At 39.0% G+C, this 20,461-nt stretch carries 15 protein-coding genes, 3 tRNA genes and 1 pseudogene; 12 read left to right on the plus strand and 7 right to left on the minus strand.

Annotated features, from left to right (window positions below):
* Positions 1–189: 189 nt before the first annotated feature.
* A tRNA-Arg gene (locus tag ACFIMI_RS01110) sits at positions 190–266 on the minus strand.
* Positions 267–634: 368 nt separating this feature from the next.
* On the opposite strand from ACFIMI_RS01110, the gene ACFIMI_RS01115 reads away from it, so the two are divergent.
* The 3 genes from ACFIMI_RS01115 to pgi all read left to right on the plus strand — a co-directional run bounded on the left by ACFIMI_RS01115 (position 635) and on the right by pgi (position 6,759).
* Positions 635–1,774, plus strand: a complete 1,140-nt coding sequence (locus ACFIMI_RS01115; protein WP_375612839.1) for an efflux RND transporter periplasmic adaptor subunit — start codon at positions 635–637, stop codon at positions 1,772–1,774.
* The gene (locus ACFIMI_RS01120; RefSeq protein WP_375612840.1) at positions 1,771–4,905 is read left to right on the plus strand and encodes an efflux RND transporter permease subunit; all 3,135 of its coding nucleotides are present in this window, start codon (positions 1,771–1,773) and stop codon (positions 4,903–4,905) included. Before ACFIMI_RS01115 ends, ACFIMI_RS01120 begins: the two co-directional genes overlap by 4 nt.
* 189 nt (positions 4,906–5,094) lie before the next feature.
* Entirely contained in the window at positions 5,095–6,759 is a 1,665-nt protein-coding gene (gene pgi / locus ACFIMI_RS01125; protein WP_375612841.1) for a glucose-6-phosphate isomerase, read from the plus strand.
* Between the two features lie 317 nt (positions 6,760–7,076).
* Here the strand turns inward: pgi and ACFIMI_RS01130 are convergent.
* A tRNA-Ser gene (locus tag ACFIMI_RS01130) sits at positions 7,077–7,166 on the minus strand.
* Positions 7,167–7,451: 285 nt separating this feature from the next.
* Here ACFIMI_RS01130 and rplU point away from each other — a divergent pair.
* The 4 genes from rplU (at position 7,452) to ACFIMI_RS01150 (ending at position 13,517) form a co-directional block, all read left to right on the plus strand.
* Entirely contained in the window at positions 7,452–7,931 is a 480-nt protein-coding gene (rplU, locus tag ACFIMI_RS01135; protein ID WP_375612842.1) for a 50S ribosomal protein L21, read from the plus strand.
* Between the two features lie 12 nt (positions 7,932–7,943).
* Positions 7,944–8,213, plus strand: a complete 270-nt coding sequence (rpmA, locus tag ACFIMI_RS01140) for a 50S ribosomal protein L27 (RefSeq protein ID WP_375692180.1) — start codon at positions 7,944–7,946, stop codon at positions 8,211–8,213.
* A gap of 1,409 nt (positions 8,214–9,622) precedes the next feature.
* Entirely contained in the window at positions 9,623–12,154 is a 2,532-nt protein-coding gene (ptsP, locus tag ACFIMI_RS01145) for a phosphoenolpyruvate--protein phosphotransferase (RefSeq protein WP_375672090.1), read from the plus strand.
* A gap of 1,273 nt (positions 12,155–13,427) precedes the next feature.
* Positions 13,428–13,517, plus strand: a tRNA-Ser gene (locus tag ACFIMI_RS01150).
* A gap of 249 nt (positions 13,518–13,766) precedes the next feature.
* On the opposite strand, the gene ACFIMI_RS01155 is transcribed toward ACFIMI_RS01150, so the two are convergent.
* From ACFIMI_RS01155 to lexA, 3 genes are read right to left on the minus strand one after another with little or no spacing between them, the layout of a single operon-like run.
* A complete protein-coding gene (locus ACFIMI_RS01155) occupies positions 13,767–14,825 on the minus strand; it encodes a hypothetical protein (RefSeq protein WP_375612844.1) in 1,059 nt (352 codons plus the stop codon).
* Positions 14,794–16,020 carry a hypothetical protein gene (locus tag ACFIMI_RS01160; protein WP_375612845.1) on the minus strand — a complete coding sequence of 409 codons (1,227 nt, stop codon included), beginning with the start codon at positions 16,018–16,020 and terminating at the stop codon, positions 14,794–14,796. Before ACFIMI_RS01160 ends, ACFIMI_RS01155 begins: the two co-directional genes overlap by 32 nt.
* A 4-nt stretch (positions 16,021–16,024) precedes the next feature.
* Positions 16,025–17,488, minus strand: coding sequence for a transcriptional repressor LexA (gene lexA, locus ACFIMI_RS01165; protein WP_375612846.1), 1,464 nt, complete (start codon positions 17,486–17,488; stop codon positions 16,025–16,027).
* A 335-nt stretch (positions 17,489–17,823) separates the two neighbouring features.
* On the opposite strand from lexA, the gene ACFIMI_RS01170 reads away from it, so the two are divergent.
* From ACFIMI_RS01170 to ACFIMI_RS01190, 5 genes and pseudogenes are all read left to right on the plus strand, one after another.
* Positions 17,824–18,027, plus strand: a complete 204-nt coding sequence (locus ACFIMI_RS01170) for a hypothetical protein (protein WP_375646230.1) — start codon at positions 17,824–17,826, stop codon at positions 18,025–18,027.
* Positions 18,028–18,079: 52 nt separating this feature from the next.
* A pseudogene (locus ACFIMI_RS01175) lies at positions 18,080–18,486 on the plus strand (DUF2924 domain-containing protein).
* Positions 18,483–18,695, plus strand: a complete 213-nt coding sequence (locus ACFIMI_RS01180; RefSeq protein WP_375629539.1) for a hypothetical protein — start codon at positions 18,483–18,485, stop codon at positions 18,693–18,695. The pseudogene ACFIMI_RS01175 and the gene ACFIMI_RS01180 overlap by 4 nt, the downstream one beginning before the upstream one ends.
* Complete coding sequence (locus ACFIMI_RS01185) at positions 18,677–18,871, plus strand: recombinase family protein (RefSeq protein WP_375612849.1); 195 nt, start codon at positions 18,677–18,679, stop codon at positions 18,869–18,871. Before ACFIMI_RS01180 ends, ACFIMI_RS01185 begins: the two co-directional genes overlap by 19 nt.
* Positions 18,872–19,096: 225 nt before the next feature.
* Positions 19,097–19,255, plus strand: a complete 159-nt coding sequence (locus ACFIMI_RS01190; protein ID WP_375692181.1) for a hypothetical protein — start codon at positions 19,097–19,099, stop codon at positions 19,253–19,255.
* Between the two features lie 92 nt (positions 19,256–19,347).
* Here ACFIMI_RS01190 and ACFIMI_RS01195 read toward each other — a convergent pair whose 3' ends face one another.
* Both ACFIMI_RS01195 and ACFIMI_RS01200 read right to left on the minus strand, forming a co-directional pair.
* Positions 19,348–19,671 (minus strand): helix-turn-helix domain-containing protein, encoded by a 324-nt coding sequence (locus ACFIMI_RS01195; RefSeq protein WP_015856199.1) that lies wholly within the window; start codon positions 19,669–19,671, stop codon positions 19,348–19,350.
* 1 nt (position 19,672) lies between these two features.
* Entirely contained in the window at positions 19,673–20,023 is a 351-nt protein-coding gene (locus ACFIMI_RS01200) for a type II toxin-antitoxin system RelE/ParE family toxin (RefSeq protein WP_041581387.1), read from the minus strand.
* Between the last annotated feature and the right edge of the window lie 438 nt (positions 20,024–20,461).

Genomic DNA, 20,461 nt, shown 5'->3' on the forward strand with positions numbered 1-20,461 from the left:
ATCGCTACGATTATAAGCTAATAAAAGCACCTTAGAGCTGAATTGAAGGACTCATAACATCTTATTCTAGCAAAATGGCTAAAGAAACGACTCACAACAGAATGAAATAACAAAATACAAAGATAGGTAAAAATAAATCACAAAATAAAGAATTTAAAAAGTCTGACTTTATAAGAAGATATTGATAGATGGCGCACCCGAAGAGATTCGAACTCCTGACCCCCAGATTCGTAGTCTGGTGCTCTATCCAGCTGAGCTACGGGTGCATACATTTCAATTTTTTACATTGTCTAAGACAAAGGGTTCCTAATCGTTTCATTAAAGAAATGCAAGTGAAACTTGAGTCGTCATAAAAAAAATCTCTCTTTTTTTATGATATATTTTAAAAAAGGATATAATATATTATGGCTTCAGTTGGTTTTGATATGAACATTTTTTTGTCATGACCATACAAAGCAATATGAACGATAGTTAACTTGACGTTTTAATCTATGAAAGATAGTCAAGCAGAGATGAGATGTGTTTTTTGCGGTGGGGGTAAGATATATACACCCGCTGTTGGGTTTTTGTGTAAAACGCCGATATTACTGTTGAAAACTATTTCAGATGAACATGACACAGCAAGGGCGGATGTATGGCGTTATTAAAAAAGAGCTTTCCATTAGTGTTTTTAATCGTTGTTTTAACGGTTACTTATTGGGCTGGAAAAAAGAGTGCAGACCAACCCATTTCTATGGTGGATAAAACAAGAGTATCGGATAAAGCTTCAAATGAAAAAATGGGAAGGCCACCGGTAAATGTTGTCGTTGATCTTGTAAAAGTTCAAGATCTTTATGAACAACTTAACGTTCTTGGGAGTGGAAAAGCTCTTGCAGAAGTCGAGCTTACCCCTTTATCCTCAGGTGTTATTGATAAGCTTTTTGTATCAGCGGGTACAAAAGTACAAGCTGATGATGTGATTGCAAAGCTTGATTCTAAAAAAGAAGAAATAGCGGCTGCAAAAGCAAAAGTGCAACGTGATAACAATGCGTTGACGCTTTCGCGTATTCTTAAATTACGCGCCAGCAATACAGCAACGGAAGTTCAAGAAATTATGGCACGCTTAGAGTTGGATAACGCAAATTTAGTTTTGCGTAATGCTGAATTAGATCTCGATCGGCGAACAATTCGAGCACCGATTCCTGGAGTTGTTGGTATTTTGCCCGTTGATGCGGGGAATAACGTGACCCTTAATACTGTAATAGGCCGTATTGAGAATAGAGAACGTATTTTGGTCGATATATGGGCCCCTGAACGATATGTGTCGCGCATCCATAAAGGAGATGAGGTAACGGCAACGTTAATCGCGCAGCCAGATAGATCTTTTGTTGGTCATATTTATGCGATTGATAATATCGTTGATCCAGAAAGTCGCACACTTCATGTTCAGGTTGAAATCAATAATGAAAAAGATACGCTCATGTCTGGTATGTCCTTTTCTGTTTCCTTGCAGTTTCATGGTGGTTCTTTTCCTGTCGTTAATCCTCTTGCAGTTCAATGGAATAGTAAAGGGTCATTCGTTTGGCGTGTGAGAGAAGGAAAAGTAGAGTCTATTCCCGTAACAATTATTCAGCATAAAGCCGATCATGTTTTCGTGAAAGCTCCCCTAGAAAATGGTGATCAAGTTGTCATTCAAGGGGTGCAAATGCTTTATCCAGGAAGTAAAGTAACTATTGATGATCCAAAGTCTCATCAACAGCAATTATCAGTAGGTTATGGAACGGATATACAATGAGCCAAGAATTGAGCACAAAACAGCCTATGTCAAAGGTGGAGCAAGGTGGTCTCATTACCTTATTTATTCGCAGACCGGTTTTTACTCTTGTTTTGAATGCTATGATCATTATTGCAGGATTTGCAGCATGGTTAAATGTTGATGTAAGAGAATTACCCGATGTTGATACTCCTGTAACAACGATTGTGACGATGTTTTCTGGTGCATCGGCAGAAACAATTGATCGTGAAGTTACAAAAGTTATAGAAGATGCTGTTTCTCGTGTTTCAGGTGTTAAGACGATTTCTTCAACGTCTTCTTTTGGACGCTCCCGTGTGAAGATTAACTTTAATGTCGGTGTTGATTTGAATGTTGCAGCATCTGATATTCGTGATGCTCTCTCTCGTGTTACCTATTCTTTACCGAAAGATGCGGATTCGCCTTTGATTATTAAAGCAGATTCGAATGCTGCTGCCATGATGTATTTGGTTGTGACGTCACCAACAATGAGTGTTGATGATTTAACCACGATTGTAAACGATCAGATTGTTGATGCTATTTCTGCTGTTGATGGTGTTGGTGATGTACAGGTCGATAGTGCTCGCACAAAGATTTTTCAGATTGATATAGATCAAGCAAAACTTGCAAGTTATGGATTAACTGTAGCAGATATTTCACGTGTTCTTGCTGATATGACAACAGATGTGCCAGTAGGGTCATTACGCAATTCTAAGCAAACTTTAGTTGTACGTGCTACTGCACGTTTAACAACACCAGAATCTTTTGAACAAGTTGTTTTAAAGCCTCATGTGCATCTTGGTGATGTTGCGCATGTTACTTTATCGCCGGATATAGAAACAGTTATTCTTCGTATCAATGGAAAGACAGGTATTGGATTAGGTATCGTGCGTAAAGCACAATCCAACACTCTTAATATTTCTGAAGGTGTGAGAGCCGTTGTTGATAATCTCAAAAGTATTGTTCCTTCTTCTGTAAATATAGACGTTATTAATGACGATGCAATTTTTATTAAAAGCGCTCTTCATGAGGTTGAAGTTGCGTTGGTCATTGCTATTTTGAGCGTTATCTTGGTCATTTTTCTTTTTCTCAGAGACATTCGTGTAACGCTGATACCTGCTTTATCTCTTCCTGTCGCTTTGATTGGTACCATTGCGGCTATTTATCTTGTAGGATTTTCATTGAATATTCTCACATTTTTAGGACTTGTTTTAGCAACAGGGCTTGTTGTGGATGATGCCATTGTTGTTCTTGAGAATATTGTTCGGTGGCGCAATATGGGATTAGGTTCCAGAGCAGCAGCGGTGATAGGAACACGTGAAGTATTTTTTGCTGTTTTAGCAACAACATTGACATTAGTGGCTGTGTTTGTTCCTATTTCCTTTCTTCCTGGGCAAGTTGGAGGTCTTTTTAGAGAATTTGGTTTTGTTTTGGCAATTTCTATTTTGCTTTCTTCAGTTGTTGCCTTAACGCTTTGTCCAATGTTGGCTTCGCGTTTTCTCAAAGAACATATTGAGGAAAAAGAGGAAAAGTCCCATCATTTTGCTTTTTTATATAAATTAGGTACTTTTTTTCATAAGGCATATACTTACAGTTTGCATAAGTGTTTAGAAAAGCCTTGGGCTGTTGTTTTTGCTTCACTAATTTTTGCCGGTCTTTGTGTTGGAGGCTATACGAAGCTACAACAGGAATTAACGCCAGCAGAAGACAGAGCTGTGATCTTTTTGGTTATTAATGGACCACAAGGTATTTCAACACAATATTTGAACGAGCAAATAGAGCAAATTGAAGCAAGTCTACAGCCATTACGTGATGCAGGGGAGATTGCTAACAGTTACTCTATTGCGGGTGCTGGCGGTTCACCCAATACTGCTTTTTTGATTTTATTGCTTTCATCTTGGGATAAACGTTTACGGAGTCAGCAAGAAATCGTGAAAGATATTAATGCAAAGGTTAAACAGTTTCCCGCAGTTTTTGTGTTTGCTGCGCAGGGAAATTCTCTAGGTGTGAGCGGAACTGGGCAAGGGTTGCAATTTGCAATTCTTGGCAATGATTATGCAATATTACAACCCATTGCTGATAAGCTGGTAAGTGCTTTACAAGATGATCCGCGTTTTATTCGCCCACGCCTTACTGTTGATGCAACACAACCGCAATTTTTTATTGAAATCAATCGAAAAAAAGCCTCCGATTTAGGGATTGATATCACCAATTTGGGCGATACATTACAAACAATGTTGGATGGTAAAAAGATTGGTTCCATTAACGTGGATGATCATTCTTACGATGTTAAATTGATATCGCGTACAAATTCTATGAAGAGTCCTAGCGATTTAGAAAATATTTTTTTAAAAACCAAAGACAATCGATATGTTCCTTTATCGGTTATTGCGCGTTTACATGAAAAAGCTATTGCTCCTCAATTAAAACGGGAAAAACGCATGAGTGCTGTTATTTTAAGCGCAAATCTTACTCCAGATATCGCTTTAGGGGAAGCTTACCAAACTGTACAGAAAATTGCTTCTCCTTTGTTATCAAAAGGAACCTATTTGGTTCCCTTAGGGGAAGCCGAAACGCTTAATGAAACATCTTCCAATTTTATGATTGTTTTTGGCATTGCCTTTTTGATTATTTTATTGATTTTGGCTGCTCAGTTTGAAAGCTTTATTTCAGGATTCATTATTATGGCCACTGTCCCATTAGGGATTGGTTGTGCTGTAATTGCTATGCTATTAAGTGGTGTAAGTCTTAATATTTACAGCCAAATTGGATTAATTTTGTTAATTGGTGTTATGGCAAAAAATGGTATTCTCATTGTTGAATTTGCAGATCAATTACGCGATCAGGGAAGAAGCGTGCGTGAAGCCGTAGAAGAAGCAGCAAACATTCGCCTTCGTCCAGTTTGTATGACAATGATTTGTGCCATTTTAGGAGGTATTCCTTTGGTTTTGGCCAAAGGTGCTGGCGCAGAAGCTCGTATAGCCTTAGGTTGGGTTATCGTTGGTGGCTTAGGTTTAGCAACTATTTTTACGCTTTATGTCACACCGGTTGTTTATCTTTTTTTAGGGCGTTTTATAAGACCAAAAGCAGAAGAAGATTTACGTTTAACAAAAGAACTCAATCAAGTTAAATGATGTATATGATAGAAAAGATTTGAAAGTTTATTCTTGTAAAAATATCATTTTCGGATCTTATCCTTTTATTTTGTATATTCCTTCATTTTTATGTGAGCAGTGAAAATAGCGAGCAATAAAGGAGGTGTTTTCTGCTTTGTTATTGTTTGGGCATAGATTTCATTATCAATAACCGTATAGGATAAGCTTATGGGAGATAGCTTTTCGATTCGAAATGAAATGGCTTTTGAAGCCACATTAAAAGCTTTAAGAAACCATGCCGCAAAGGATGGGGTCTATGATATTCGTCGGCATTTTGTAGAAGATGAACAGCGTTTTTCCCATTTTTCCCTCAGACTTGATGATCTTCTTTTCGATTTTTCAAAATGTGGTGTGACATTTAAAACATTGCAACTTCTAGATGATTTAGCGGTCGCAGCAGATGTGTTAGGCCGGCGTGATGCAATGTTTTCTGGTAAGGCGATTAATACAACTGAAAAACGCTCAGTTCTTCATATTGCATTACGTTTACCTGCTGATGAAATTTTCATGTTGGATGGTCATAATCTTATTCGCGATATTCAAGACGTCCTTGAAGATATGGAAAGATTTTCTGAAAAGGTGCGTGATGGAAGCTATAAGGGAAGCAGTGGCGAGAGAATAAGTGATATTGTCAATATTGGTATTGGTGGTTCTGATCTTGGTCCTGCAATGGTCACATATGCTTTAAAACCTTATCATGATGGTCCACAGTGTCATTTTGTTTCGAATGCTGACAGTGCCCATATTTCTGATACTCTCTCTATTTTGAATCCAGCAACAACGCTGTTTGTCATTGCTTCTAAAACTTTTACAACGGCTGAAACAATGGTCAATGCTCAAGTTGCACGTCAGTGGATTTGTTCACATTTAGGAGAAGAAGCCGTTTGTACGCATTTTGTTGCTGTTTCAAGTGCGCTTGATAAAGTGGCAGAATTTGGCATAGATTCCACAAGAGTTTTTAAATTTTGGAATTGGGTTGGAGGACGTTATTCAATTTGGTCAGCCATTGGACTTGTTGTTATGTTTGCAATAGGTGGTGGAAATTTTCGCCAATTTCTCAATGGTGCTTTGCAAATGGATCAACATTTTAAAACTATGCCTTTGCATAAAAATATTCCTATTCGTTTTGCTCTTTTAGGATTCTGGCATCGTGTTATTTGTGGTTATTCATCACGTTCGATCATTCCTTATGCACAGCGTTTAATACATTTTCCAGCTTATTTACAACAGCTTGATATGGAATCAAATGGTAAACAAGTCTCGCTGGATGGAAAACCATTAAGTTTTTCAAGTGGTCCAATTGTTTGGGGGGATTCAGGAACAAATAGTCAACATGCTTTTTTTCAGCTTCTGCATCAAGGAACAGATATTATTCCTGTAGAATTTATTTTATTTATAAAAGGGCATGAGAAAAAATTACATTCTATGTATGAGATGTTGCTAGCAAACGGTTTAGCACAATCAAAAGCCTTGATGAAGGGGCGTAGTCTTGAAGATGCTCGGCATATCTTGATAAAAAATGGAGTTGATGAGGGTGAAGCAGACCATTTAGCACGTCATAGAAGTTTTAAAGGAAACCGTCCCAGCATTACGCTGGTTCAAGATTCATTAACACCTTTTGCACTCGGTCGTCTTATTGCGCTTTATGAACATCGCACTTTTGTTGAAGGGATTTTAATGAATATTAATTCATTTGATCAATGGGGTGTTGAACTTGGTAAAGAATTAGCAAACGAGTTACTACCAATTCTTCGTGGAGAAAGTAAAGCGGATAATCGTGATAGTTCAACATTAGGGTTGCTAGCACATATTCAAGCAAGACGTGCAAAATAATATAATTTTACAGTAGGTTTTGTACTAACTAAGCAAAAGTAGAATGAGAGAGAAATATGAGATAATTCTTTAATTTTACTATGCCTTCTCTTATTATCTGGATTAGATTTATGTAACAGAAAATCAAAAAAGTGCAAAAATTGTAAAAATGAGAATTTATTCGCAAAAACGATAAAGACCTTTGAGAGGTCTTTGAAGACCCTTTGAGCCCCCCTTAAAATCCTTCGAAAAAAATAAATTGGTACAAAACCTGCTGACAAGCTACAACCGGAAAGCTACGATTAAAGACAGTTTTAATAATATCGCTTTATAAACTGTGGCGGAGAGAGAGGGATTTGAACCCCCGATAGAGTTGCCCCTATGCCGCATTTCGAGTGCGGTGCTTTCAACCACTCAGCCATCTCTCCATAATAAAGTGAAACAAAAATCGGCACTATTTGAGTGTATAAGGGGTAGATAACCTTCAATTGTTTTTGGTACAACCTTTTTTTCTTTTTTATGGGACTTTATTGACAGAGAATAGAAATTCCTTCATATATACAAAATATAAGCGTGGGGAAATCTGCGCATATTTGTGTTGAAGAAGGTTTTATCCTTCTTTGGGATCTATTACGACTGATAAAAAGCAGCCTATTTTCCCTTATTTCAAGGCAGAAATTAAATAAGAGCTGGAGTGAACGGAAGGATAAAAAATGTTCGCAGTCATTAAAACTGGTGGTAAGCAATACCGCATTGTTGCTAATCAAGTGGTAAAAGTTGAAAAAGTTAGTGGAAATGCGGGTGATGTTGTTGAATTCAATGACATATTAATGGTTGGGCAAGAAGGTAATGCGGTTATTGGTACCCCTGTCGTTGCTGATGCATTGGTGACAGCTGAGATTTTAGAACAGGCACGTGGGCGCAAGGTTATCGCATTTAAGAAGCGCCGTCGTCAAAATTCTAAACGCACGCGTGGCCATCGTCAAGAATTTACGAGGCTTCGTGTTTTAGAAATATTAATGGGTGGTTCAAAACCTAAAAAAGTTGCTGCAAAACCGATAAAAGAAGAAGCAATTACACCAAAAGAAACAAAAGCTGCTGCTTCTGTTGAGAAGACGGCTAAAAAAACAGTTGAAAAAAAGACTGCGCCGCAGAAGAAAGCGTCTGTAGCATCAAAGAGTAAGAAAGATTAAAGGAGAGCGTCTATGGCACATAAAAAAGCTGGTGGTTCCTCGCGTAATGGTCGTGATTCAGAATCGAAACGTCTAGGCGTTAAAAAATTTGGTGGTGAAACCGTTATTGCCGGAAATATTATTATTCGCCAGCGTGGTACACGTTGGCATCCTGGTAACAATGTTGGTATTGGAAAAGATCATACGCTTTTTGCATTATCAAATGGAAAGGTTTCTTTTCAACGCAAAGGGGGTAATCGTTCCTATGTTTCAGTCATTCCTATGCTGGAGGCAGCAGAGTAATCTGTAACACTCTCTAGCAATCAACAGGATTTCATTGAATTATAGTTGTGGTTTTATAAGTATTAAAAGGGAAAGATAGAGTCTTATCTTTCCCTTTTTGCGTTGGTACTATAATAAATGTAGAAGATATACGAAAAAGGTACAATTGAGGAAATGGCTTTTCTCAATGAGGGAAAGAGTTTGTGCGATGTTATGTTAGTATTTAGTCCTGAACATATTGATATTATGATAGAATTTGTTGATAAATTTCTGTATAATAATAGTGAGAGAGACTTTCTTTTTATGCATGAAGAAGTGTCTAGTGATTTCTTATAAGAGAAGCAGTTTGTTTTCAGAAAATTATGAGAAATTTAATGAGAGCATTCTTTATGTAATCATTTTGATAAAGATGGGTCTTTTTATCGGCATTGTGGTATTGATGAGTTGTCATACTGTTTTTAGGTGGTAGTGTGGATAGGTGTGGCTATTCATTTAAAAAGACATAGGGATAAAAAATCCATAAGAAGGCAGCCAAAACGACTTTGAAAGTGACGTGCATTAAGGAATTTTCGGTAAATCAAGAGTGAAATTATATTTTTAAGGAGGACGGTGTTTAAAGATATAAAAATAACCAACGTGCAATCAGCGCCCTTCAAGAATATTTTTTCTGATTTCACTATTATTGTGTATTGTTGAAAGTAAATAAGCATAAGAGCTAGGGTTAAGGCAATCATTGCGTTTCATTTTTTACTTTATTTATCTTATTTGTAGAGTTTTTCTTTATTTTAGTAATTGATGATGGTGCTTGGGGGGGGGATGTTCGTACTTTGCAAATGTGCGACAGAGGGTATTGTGTATTTGCGATATTGATTGAAGTAAAGGTGTAGCTTAAAATATATAAATATTATATATCGAGGGTTTGATATCATAAGATGGGCAGCACGGAATTTTAAAGATGATAAGTTGCATGGAGCAATTTGTAATTATGTAATGAATTTATAAAGAGGGATAATAGGTTAAATAAACTTTGAGGAATCAATCAAAATATTAGCTGAAGTTACGGATGATTGGGAAGGATGCTTTCTTGTAGGAAAAATAATGAAAAGTTATGTTGAATAACTTAGGATAATGAGAGCGTTTCGAAAACATAGTTTTTCAGGTGATTGGTTCTGTAGAAAATGGGGTTTTGTCTTTGTAAAGTAAAAGAGTAAGAGGTAGATTTGCTTATAATGGTTTTAAGCACTTCGCTAGATAATAATATCCAATTGTTTTATCGGTTATATTGAGGTATTTAAGCACCTCACTTAGCTATATTCCGTAAAATATAAATAAAGCTGTGGTGGTATTTATAGCTTGTATTTTGGGAAATGCAGCTTTGAAAAGGAATGTGTCAGAGATATTGGTGTTCAAATGTGAGGCAATTTGAATTCATGATGAGATATGAGAAAGCAGAAGCAATGAATGTAGATTTTGCTGATGGTGAAATCTTGTCTATAAGATCTGTACAACTTGCAGCTGCTTTTGATCATAAAAATGATGCAATTTATGCTGCTGCTGAATTGCTTGTGCAGGTTGGTGCAGTTGATAAGTGTTATCTGGCAAGCATGCTTGCACGTGAAGAAACAACCAATACTTGGCTTGGAAATGGTATAGCCATTCCTCATGGTATGGCTGAAAATCGTGATTTAATTATCAAGGATGCTGTTGCTGTTATACAGGTTCCTGCTGGTGTTGAGTGGCAGGATGGCAAGAAAGCATATTTGGTTATTGCCATTGCAGCGTGTCCAGATCGCTATAGAGAAATTTGTAAAAAATTGACGTCTCTTTTATTTGATAAAAAACAGCTTGAAGTACTTGCAACAACTATGGACAAACAACAAATTGTTACAACTTTGTTTGACCAAAATATGAAGATAGAAAAAACTTTTATTGGTGACCTTTCTGTGTGTCAGGAATGGACTTTAGATTATCCAAGTGGTCTTCATGCACGACCAGCTTCTCTTTGGGTTGATTTTGCGAAAAAGGCTCAAAGTTCCATCAGAGTTCGCCATGGTCAATATACCGTTGAAATGAAAAATTTGGTTGGTTTATTGCAATTAGGAGTAAAAAACGGTGATGTTCTGATTTTTTCTACAGATGCTGCAGAAGGAGCACAACTTCTCAATGATGCCATTGCTATTGCAAAAAAAGTGAGTATTAGTGAAAAATGTCTGATGAGAGCAATGGAATCTCAAACAAAGGCTTTTCATGGTTGGTATCCACGCTCTATGCAAAAAGGCATTTCTGGTGTTGGAGCGAGTTCAGGATTAGCATTTGGTAAGATTTTTGTTTTAAGGCAAAATGATATTTCCATAATAGATCAGCCAATTGATTTTGCAGCTGGTGCAGCATGTCTTGAAAATGCTCTTACAAAAACAAAACATAAAATGGCATCTGTGATTTCTGATATTACAGTGCGTATGGGAGCAGATTCTGCTGCGATTTTTTCTGCGCAAATGGTTTTGCTTGAAGATGAAAATTTAATAGCTCAAGCTTGTCGTTTTATAGCGGAAGGTCATGGTGTCGCTTGGTCTTGGGATAGAGCGGTTCGTCAATTTTCAGATATGTTTTTTAAGGTAGATAATCCTTTGTTAGCAGCACGTGCTGTTAATTTAGTTGATGTTGGTCGACGTGTTTTAGGTGAAATCAATCCATCCTATAGATCGTTCTTTTTAAATGATATTCCACATGGTGTAATTCTGGTTACAAATGACCTTTCTCCTTCTGATGTAGCACAACTTGATTGTACAAGGGTAAAAGGATTAGCAACAGCATGGGGAGGTCCATTATCTCATACAGCTATTTTGGCGCGTACTCTTGGTATTCCAATGGTTGTTGCTGCAGGTGATGATATTTTAGCAATTCAGTCTGATATTCAGGCTATTATTGATGGCGATAACGGGTTTATTTACCTTAATCCTACGCTTGAAGACGTTGAAGATGCTCAAAGGCATATTGATACTGTTGCGCAAAAACGTGTCAGTGAAATAAATGCATGTAGATTACCAGCGCAAACGACAGATGGTCAAAGAATTCGTATCATGGCTAATGTCAACTACGCAAATCAGGTTCCTGTTGCGCTTGATTTAGGGGCTGAAGGTGTTGGACTCATGCGCACGGAATTTTTGTTTTTAGAGAATCCATATATTCCGGATGAAGAGCTACAATTTAATATATATCGGGCGATGATTACAGCTGTAGGAGATAAGCCATTAATTATTCGTGCACTTGATATTGGTGGAGATAAACAGGTTACGCATTTACATTTATCTAAAGAGGACAATCCTTTTTTAGGTGTTCGAGGAACGCGGCTTTTGTTACGTCGACGTGATCTTTTGGTGCCTCAATTACGTGCTTTATATCGAGCGGCAAAAGAGGGTGGAGATCTATGGATTGTGTTTCCGATGGTCATGTCTGTTTCAGAGATTGTCGCTATAAAAAAGATTGCAGAGGAAATCCGCAACGATGTTGATGCACCAAAATTAAAACTTGGTATTATGATCGAAGTTCCAGCAGCGGCCATTATGGCAGATGTATTAAGCGCCCATGTTGATTTTTTTTCAATTGGAACCAATGACCTAACACAGTATACAATGGCTGTTGATCGGCAAAATCCATACCTTGTGTCTGAAGCTGATAGCCTTGATCCAGCAGTTTTGCGTATGATTTATCAGACTATTCAGGGAGCTGCACAACATAAGTGTTGGGTTAGTGTATGTGGTGGTATGGCTGGAGATCCTTTTGGTGCAATGATTTTGACTGGATTGGGAATTAATGAGCTTTCTATGATATCTTGCGATATTTCTCCAGTAAAGGCGTGTTTACAGACTCATAGTTTTGAAGATATGAAAATTTTAGCACAAAAAGCATTACAATGTGAAACTGCACGAGCTGTACGTGCTCTAAGCAAGGATATAAGGTGATAAAGAACATTAAGGGAAAAGAACGAGCTCATTTTGCAGAGTAATCAGATCTTTAGTGCTGTAAAACATTATCCTTTAAGACGATTATTAACAACATATTAATTTATAATGGTAATTTATCGTTTTACATAATGAGAACTCTAAATATCGTAAGGTTTTTTCGTTTTAAATTTCTCTATATTAAATTAATAAAAATTATTCTTTTATACATTACAAGGAGGAGTAATGTATGGATAAAAACACTTTAGGAAAGAATAAATGCCTTTTATGCATTCTCTTAAATAGCAGGGGATGTTGCAACATTAGGGGATAAATAGCGTGATCGTACTTGGCTTTTCCTTTTTATTTAAGAAAAGATGATGCTATCCAATAGATTTTATACCACTCATAGACACCGTATGAGGTAGATGTGACAAGCTTTAAGAGATGTTTTTTAACAAACGTGTGGATGAGAAAGAAAATATATTTTTAGAGTATTCTGTTTTGTTATGAGACCATATCCCACTTAAAGAATGCGATAATCAAAAGTATGAAGTAATACGTAATTTTTTTTAAATAATGGAGACTACTTTAGATATTTTGAAGACTGTAACGCTGAATTTAAAAATATATGGTAAAAATGAAAACAGGTTTGCATTTTTATGATTTTGTATTTGATCAAAATGAGACTATTTTTTCATTTTAGAAAATAAAATATATTCATACATATTAAATTAAAAATGCAAAGTTTTTTTCTGAATTTTATTTTCTTTAGTATCAACTAAATATAGAAGTGTGAAATTGAATAGAGGATTTAGAATAGGGCTTATTATGTAATCCTATGAAAGAGAAAACTGATACCATCACACTATTTTACAGCTCTCAATGTTGCAAAAATTCGTGCTATTTAAGAAAATGCATAAGAGCCGCTTATCCTCTCTTAAAATGTTCTTCCCCCACATAGCATCCCTTCCTATGACGTATAAGTAAGTGATTTTAATTATTTGGTTGTGTAAAACTATGGACTGTATGCTAATTTTAAGAGAAGTATTTTTTTGTGAAGCAGAAAGTGCGTAAATGAGCATGAAAGTTTATAACTGGTGACAATCTTTTTATTCTCATTATTGTATTCTACAAACCTATCCACGAAAAAAGTTTTTTCTTAAAAAGAAGGGATGTGCTTGTTATTCAACAGATAAAAGCTCTTACTTTAATAAATGAATTTGTTTTTTGGGTTTTGAATGTATAGTTTAGACTTGCACGTTATTTCTTTCTGGGTATAGTGCGAACTTCTGGAGAGATGGCCGAGTGGTTGAAGGCGCACGCCTGGAACGCGTGTATATGGGAAACCATATCGAGGGTTCGAATCCCTCTCTCTCCGCCATTAACCTAAAACGAACTTTCATATGCCTTATATGGCATAGCCTCAAAAGCCCAGCATTTGCGGGCTTTTTCGCTATTTGCAATTGACTTCCTCTCTATAAAAACACCCCGTTTTTCTCTAATTTTTCTCCTATATATGCCCCTTTCCTGAAAAACACCGTACTTGGAAAAACGAAGTACGGAGCTTTTAGTCATGGGAAATCAAGGGTTTGGCAATTGACCAGTTCGCAGCAGTCTATGCCTAGCATTTTCAACCAGTGAGCTGACGCAGGACATTATCATCTGCGCGAATGATGAAGCGGGCTTTATAGCACTCCTCTTTACGCGACCATCGAAGCGGGTTTTCAGAAAGGCCGAAGGTCTGTTTGAGTTTGTTTGCTAATTCCTGCTTCTGCTTTTTTAGCTTATCATTTGCATCGCTATCCTGCCACGAGAGGCTTCCCCCGGTTTTTGCAAGAACCAATAGGAGTGTCCACTGGTTCGTTCTTTTTCCAGATCTCTGATCTTTCATCTTCAGATGCTCAGGTTCCAGACGTTTCTGAGTTTGTCCGCATGTCACTGACAACATCTCTGTTGCGGTAAATTCGAACACAAACTGCTCCCATGTTGCGCCTGCTGGTGTCGGGAATTGGTACTCAGATCCCGGTTTAGCTGATTTCGGCAACACCGTTTCCAACCAATTGGAGATGATGGTTTGAGCGCTGTCTCTCGCCGTGACCTTGCCTGCAGCATCAACGACGAGCACATCATTTATGCCGATGAGCTTGGATTTATGCCTGATGCTTGCGTCAGAGCTGGCAGTGCTGATAAGACTGCTGGTGGAGGCAATTAACAGAAACGTCTGATCAGCCATGCAAAGCTGATTGACAATTTTATCCAACTGCGAGGATGTCTGGCCCAAAAAGCAATAGACAGGAAAGCTATGCTCGGCTTGTGGATTGAGCACACCAAATTTCCAAAGAGCCGTTTGGCCCGTGATCTTTTCATTTTCCTCAGTAAAACCAATGGCCTCAGCAATTTTGGTCGCCAGCTTTTTATGATCTATGCGATACAGCGCCAGTTCTGATTTTTTGAGCGTGCGTCGGTCGCACTGCTTGGTATCTGATGTGCAGATGCCAACAATATCGCTAGACCCATGTTGCACGACATTCATGTAGCACCCAGCTCGGCCATTACAGGGAATGGCAGATGCCTGCTCATTGGTGATGGCAAGCAATTCTTCTGGAAAGTCTAGCCATTCAGCTTTTACACCCTTGCCACCAGAAAGCTCTGTGAGTTTATGCCATGGCGGCGATTGATACGGCGTCATGACTCTCCTGATGTGCTACGGGTTGTTTGCTGTCTTCTTCCTCTTTCTGCTCATTTACAAAGCCACGTTTCCGCAGCCATGTTTCAATCAGGTGAGAATCTTCCTTGCGATCAAAGTTGGCCATATTCGGTGTTCGCACCTTGACCATGCGTGGACGTTTGGCATTTTCAAATTTCACCGAAAAACTGGCTGAGACTAGTCTGCCAAAGTTCGGGAATTCACGATCTCTTGAGGCTAAGGACGCAAACACATCATTTGAGCGTAGCGTCTGCTTGTCATTATACGGTCCAAGAAACTGGTGCTGGATTTCTACCAGCTTTATATCTTCCAGCCCATCAATATCGGCACAAGCCAAAGCATCAACGCCGTTATCGATCAGTGGCTGCAATGTATATTTTTCTGCGCCGGGGAAATATTCAGCCTGACCGAAGAGATGTTGGCTGAACAAATCTAAATACATGGTGCGCTCTTTCTTGGCACCGGACTTATTAAAGACGGCTAGTTCATTATTGGCACGATCATAGACAATCACGTCATGAAACTCTGGGCGGTAAAAAATGGTCTTGGATTGTCCAGATTCAATCTTGCCCTCACGCTTAAACGGCATGCCATGACGGATCAGGAAGTATGTCTTGTCTTCGTCCTCTGCGCTGACAGGCAAAATTCGACAGTCAGTGCCGCGTTTATTTTTCAAAAACCAAGCGTCCATATCAGCTTCCAGCGTTCGCATGGTTTCTGATTTTGGAAGAGTAAACGTATCAGGGGACTTTTGATCAGACTGGAAATACATGAATGATTTTGGCTTGAGGATCATCGCCTCTGCGTGAGGACGCTTTAAAAGCTCGGGATCGTGCAGCCATAATGCTAAGGCCAAATCAGCTGCTGTTGAATCTTCATGCGTGTCAATATTATTGGCTTCAGCCTGTTCACTCAACTCTTCAAAATGTTCATCATCGGACATTTCTTGAATGAAAAACAAGGATTCAACGAATTCAATGTCCATATCCTCTGATGGATTCATCAGAACTTGGCAGAGCGTTTCAAAATCCAGCTCATTATCTTCATTCAGTTCAAAGCTGAACCCGCGTCCGGTCAGGTAGCTTTCATACCGTTTAAGAAAAGTAATCAGATTATCTTGTTCGATGTGTTTCAAAACGTCAGGTTGGGCAAAACGTCGTAAATTATAGGTGCTCATGTAGTTATCTTCCTTGGGGTTCGTCTAGGAGGGCCTCGGTGTCAACACCCGAGCAGACGTGTAAGACCTTCCCAATTATTTTAAGTTCATCCTGTTGTCCTATGATGATGGGTTTTCGTTTCTGATTTTCAGGGCGCAGCTCAATATGCTCCCCTTCAATACTCAGCCGCTTTACAGTGGCCTCTTCGCCAACCATGGCCACCACAATATCGCTGTTTTCAGCAATAGATTGCTGGCGCACAACAACGTAATCTCCTTCGAAAATATCAGCATCGATCATGCTGTCGCCGTGCACTTTGAGCGCAAAGCACTTCCCGCGTAGAACATTATTCGGCACCATGACCTGACCAATCTTGTTTTCAAGAGCAAGAATCGGTTGGCCAGCCGCAATCATCCCCAAAACAGGAACAGCCGTCAAGTTGGTCTTATCCGGTGTTTGTGCATGGAGGATTTCGATGGACCGCGCTTTTCGCGCCTGTCTGCGAATATAGCCTTTATCTTCCAGTCGCTTGAGCCCTTCAAACACACTGGGTGCTTTCACCCCCAATTCCACAGCAAGCTCTTGTACCGTGGGCGACATCTCCATGGCACGTTTCAGGCGCTCAATGGCCTGTAATAAACTCTGTTGTGCTTGTGTTAATCTATCCATCTTACACTCAGTTATGGTTAAGCCCTTGCTCGCCTCTTGTGAGCAAAATGCGTTTCCAGAAGACTTCTCTTTCCAGTATTTTTTCATCGGGGGGGGGGTGCTAAGCCGCTGCTCAAGCAACGCAAAACGGAAATGAGAACGGCAGTAATCAATTCCCGCTTTGTTTATCATATCATGAATGCCTTTGTTTCCCCCATGACCCGTTTCAATGTAACACTTCCATTGTGACCATATGCCTTGATCACCATAAGCAGAGCCGATGTAGCGTTTTCCCGTATGCGTATCGGTAATCGGGTAAATACCCTTAACGCATTCTAGTGCTGTTTTCCAATCTGGCCTGTCATTCTTGATCAAGACTTCGAGCTCTTCAAATGATAAGTCTATTTTATCGTATCCGCAGAATGCTCTACCGGAATATGGCTCACGCAAAATCTCTTGCACTTCAAACTTATGGTAATGTGGCTCCATATTGGTCCTAGTCGTGCGGTTGCGATAAGATGATCGGATTTTCAGACGCCCAATAAACTCTTTGCCCAAATCAGTAAGCTCAACCTCATAGCGGTCTGCATGTTTCTCCAATACTCTGAACACACCACCGAACAGCCAGATGTCGGTTTCGTAGTGAAATTGCATGAGTGAGAAAATAAGCGGCCTGTTAAAATCATTGCGGCCCGGCCAGTATTCCTGCCAGCCTTGCCATTCGTCTTTGCTTCTTCCCCATACTTCTAGCGGCTGCGAGTGCTGGTTGTATCTCGCAAAGTGAATTTTATAGTCGGCCAAATTTTCAATCGGCCATATATCTTTGAGCAAAATTGACATTTTCAAACTTCAACTATATCTTAATTAACAACCTAATATAAATTAGGCTTATGATTTTCACAAGCCTAATTTGATTCAATGCACAGCATTGACTGAACCGACAGTTTTCAAGTCATTTCAGTAAGTAACTCCTTGAACGACGCAATAATTCTCAAGGAGGTTCGCCATGTCTTCACTTTCTCCAAACCTAATAAATGAACGAGATTGCCGCAATGAGGTAGTGCATTTGCTGACACTTGGCATCCTGCGTCGCAAGATACGCCTGAACCGTCAGTTCGAGCCAACACATCCCTCTAATTCATTGGACTTCAGGTTTTTTCCAAGCATTCATGTCCATGACGAAGAACCAAAAAACCAAGGAGTTCCTGATGAGTCATGAAAACAAAGAGCTCACCGAACGGGAGCGATTACAAATCAAGCTGGGCCAACTTCCTGCCGGACTTGTGTCCGATGCAGATCGGCAAAAGGAAGTCGCCCATATTGTCGGCTTGGGCTGGCAACGCCTCCGCTTGAAGCAAAAGAAAAAAGCAGAATCGTAGGAAGTGAAGAATGGATAAAACACTTCTGGCGCGTGTGGCGGCGCTCCCAAATATGCCGTTATCCGACTTAAAGGCTTTATGGCGGGATGTGTATCAGGACGAACCACCCGGTGGCCATAAAAGCCACATTGTCCGCAGACTGGCTTATCGCCTGCAGGAGCTTGCTTACGGCGTTGATCCACAGATTGAGAACCGGATCGAACAGCAGGCCAATGATTTATTCGGCTCTGGCAAAAAAGCCAAGCCGAAACGCAAGACACAATATCAGCGGCCCATCCCCGGTATCAAACTGGTGCGGGAATATAAGGGCATCAGGTCACCATTTTAGAGGAAGGTTATGAATATGCAGGCTGCCTATACAAAAGCCTGTCCAAGGTTGCACTGGCCATTACAGGCAGCAGCTGGTCTGGACCTGCCTTCTTCGGATTAAACAACAAAGCACAAAGAGACAAACATTGAGCACAACCACACCGAAAAAACGCTGCGCGATTTATACGCGCAAATCCACCGAGGAAGGCTTAGACATGGGGTTCAACAGCCTTGATGCTCAGCGAGAAGCTTGTGAATCCTACATCGCCTCACAAAAGCATGAAGGCTCTGGTTCCAGCTTCCCGATAATTACGATGATGGCGGCTTTACAGGCGGCAATATGGATCGCCCAGCTTTAAAACGCCTTATGGACGACATCAAAAGCAGCCTGATTGATACAGTTGTCGTGTACAAGGTTGACCGCTTGTCACGCTCCTTGGCTAATTTTGCCAAACTGATTGATCTGTTTGACGAGCACAAAGTGTCCTTCGTTTCCGTTACTCAGCAATTCAACACCACCACATCAATGGGCTGATTGACGCTGAACATCCTGTTCAGCTTTGCCCAATTTGAACGTGAAGTGATCGGCGAACGTATCCGCGATAAATTGGCAGCCTCCAAACGCAAAGGCATGTGGATGGGGGTGTCACACCTATGGGCTATGTGGTCAAAAACCGTGAGCTTGTGATTGAGCCCGATGAGGCTGAGGGTATCCGCAAAATATTCGATCTATTTTTGATGACCAGAGTCGCCCACGGAAATGGCAAAGATGTTGCCGCGCATGGGGGTATTAAGCAAAAAGCGCACAACCAAAAACGGACGTGTTATCGGTGGTAAAGCACTTGTTGAAGGATATTATAAACAAAAACACAATAAAGTCAATAGGTTGTGTGAAATTATTTTATATGAATCCACTTAAGAATCCACACTTTTATGCATGATTCATTTGACCATTTTTTATATAAGATTGCCATGTATGAATAGACCCAAAAAAGCTAATCATAAAGAAGTTTAAGAAGAAAAAACAACTTCAAAATGTCCTTCAAGCGTTTTAACTTCTTTCGGATTAACAATAATCTTTATATCGTTTCCCAATTTTGCCAAACACTCAAGCATTTTCATTTCACTAATTCCTCGAAATTCTCCACTTAAGAGTTTAGACAGTTTTGGTTGAGTCATTTTCAAAAGTTGACTAGCCTGTTTTTGTGTTAAGTTCTTTTCTTTCAGAATTTGACTAATCTTATGAGCAAGTTGCGCTTTGATAAGCATCTCTCTGGAATCTGAAAAGCCAAGATCCGCATAAACATTGGAACTACCGTGAAAAACATTGATCATTTTAATTCCCTTCTAATTGTTCTGCTAACTTGAGACGTTCTTTAATCAGATTAATGTCTGGTTTTGGTGTTGCAATGCCACGGGTCGATTTTTTCTGAAAACAATGCAACACATAAAGAGATTTTTTATATTGTATCGTATAAACAGCGCGATAAGTTCCTTGAATATCGCGTTCAATAATTTCTAGAACATTGGCAGATCCAAACCCCTTGAGAACCTTAACATTTTCTCCTCTATCTCCTATCTGAGCAAGATAAAGAGCATAACCAATCCTTTGTTGAATAAGATCAGGAAGACTTTTTATATCTTTGAGTGAAGAACCAAGCCATATGATACGTTTTATTTTACTCATGATTATTAATATACCCATATGGATATATTTTCAAATATTTATTTTAATTTTGTGATTTTTTAATAACTATTATTAATAAAATTGACTTGATAAAATGGTAACAAAAAACCATAATTGTTTATTTATCTTATGAAAAGCTGCTTTGTAAAAACCAACGCTTCCAAATGTAAAAAGAACGTTTTTTGCAGATATTTATTGAATATGCATTTGCTTTTGATTGGATTGTTAAAGCTACCGAGCATTTTGATTTGTTTGATACGTTTGATAGCCATAACAAGCGTTTATAGGCTCTCTCATTCAAATGAGTGATTAAAGATCATACGCACATTTACATTCCTTTTGATAAGTTTTCATATCTCTCATAGAGCGCTTGCAATATGATACGTTTTGTATATATGCATTCATTACTCCATTGTGGATGATTCATTTTAATCAATA

It is taken from the genome of Bartonella sp. AP4SXKL, assembly GCF_042195845.1.
Classification (GTDB): Bacteria; Pseudomonadota; Alphaproteobacteria; order Rhizobiales; family Rhizobiaceae; genus Bartonella.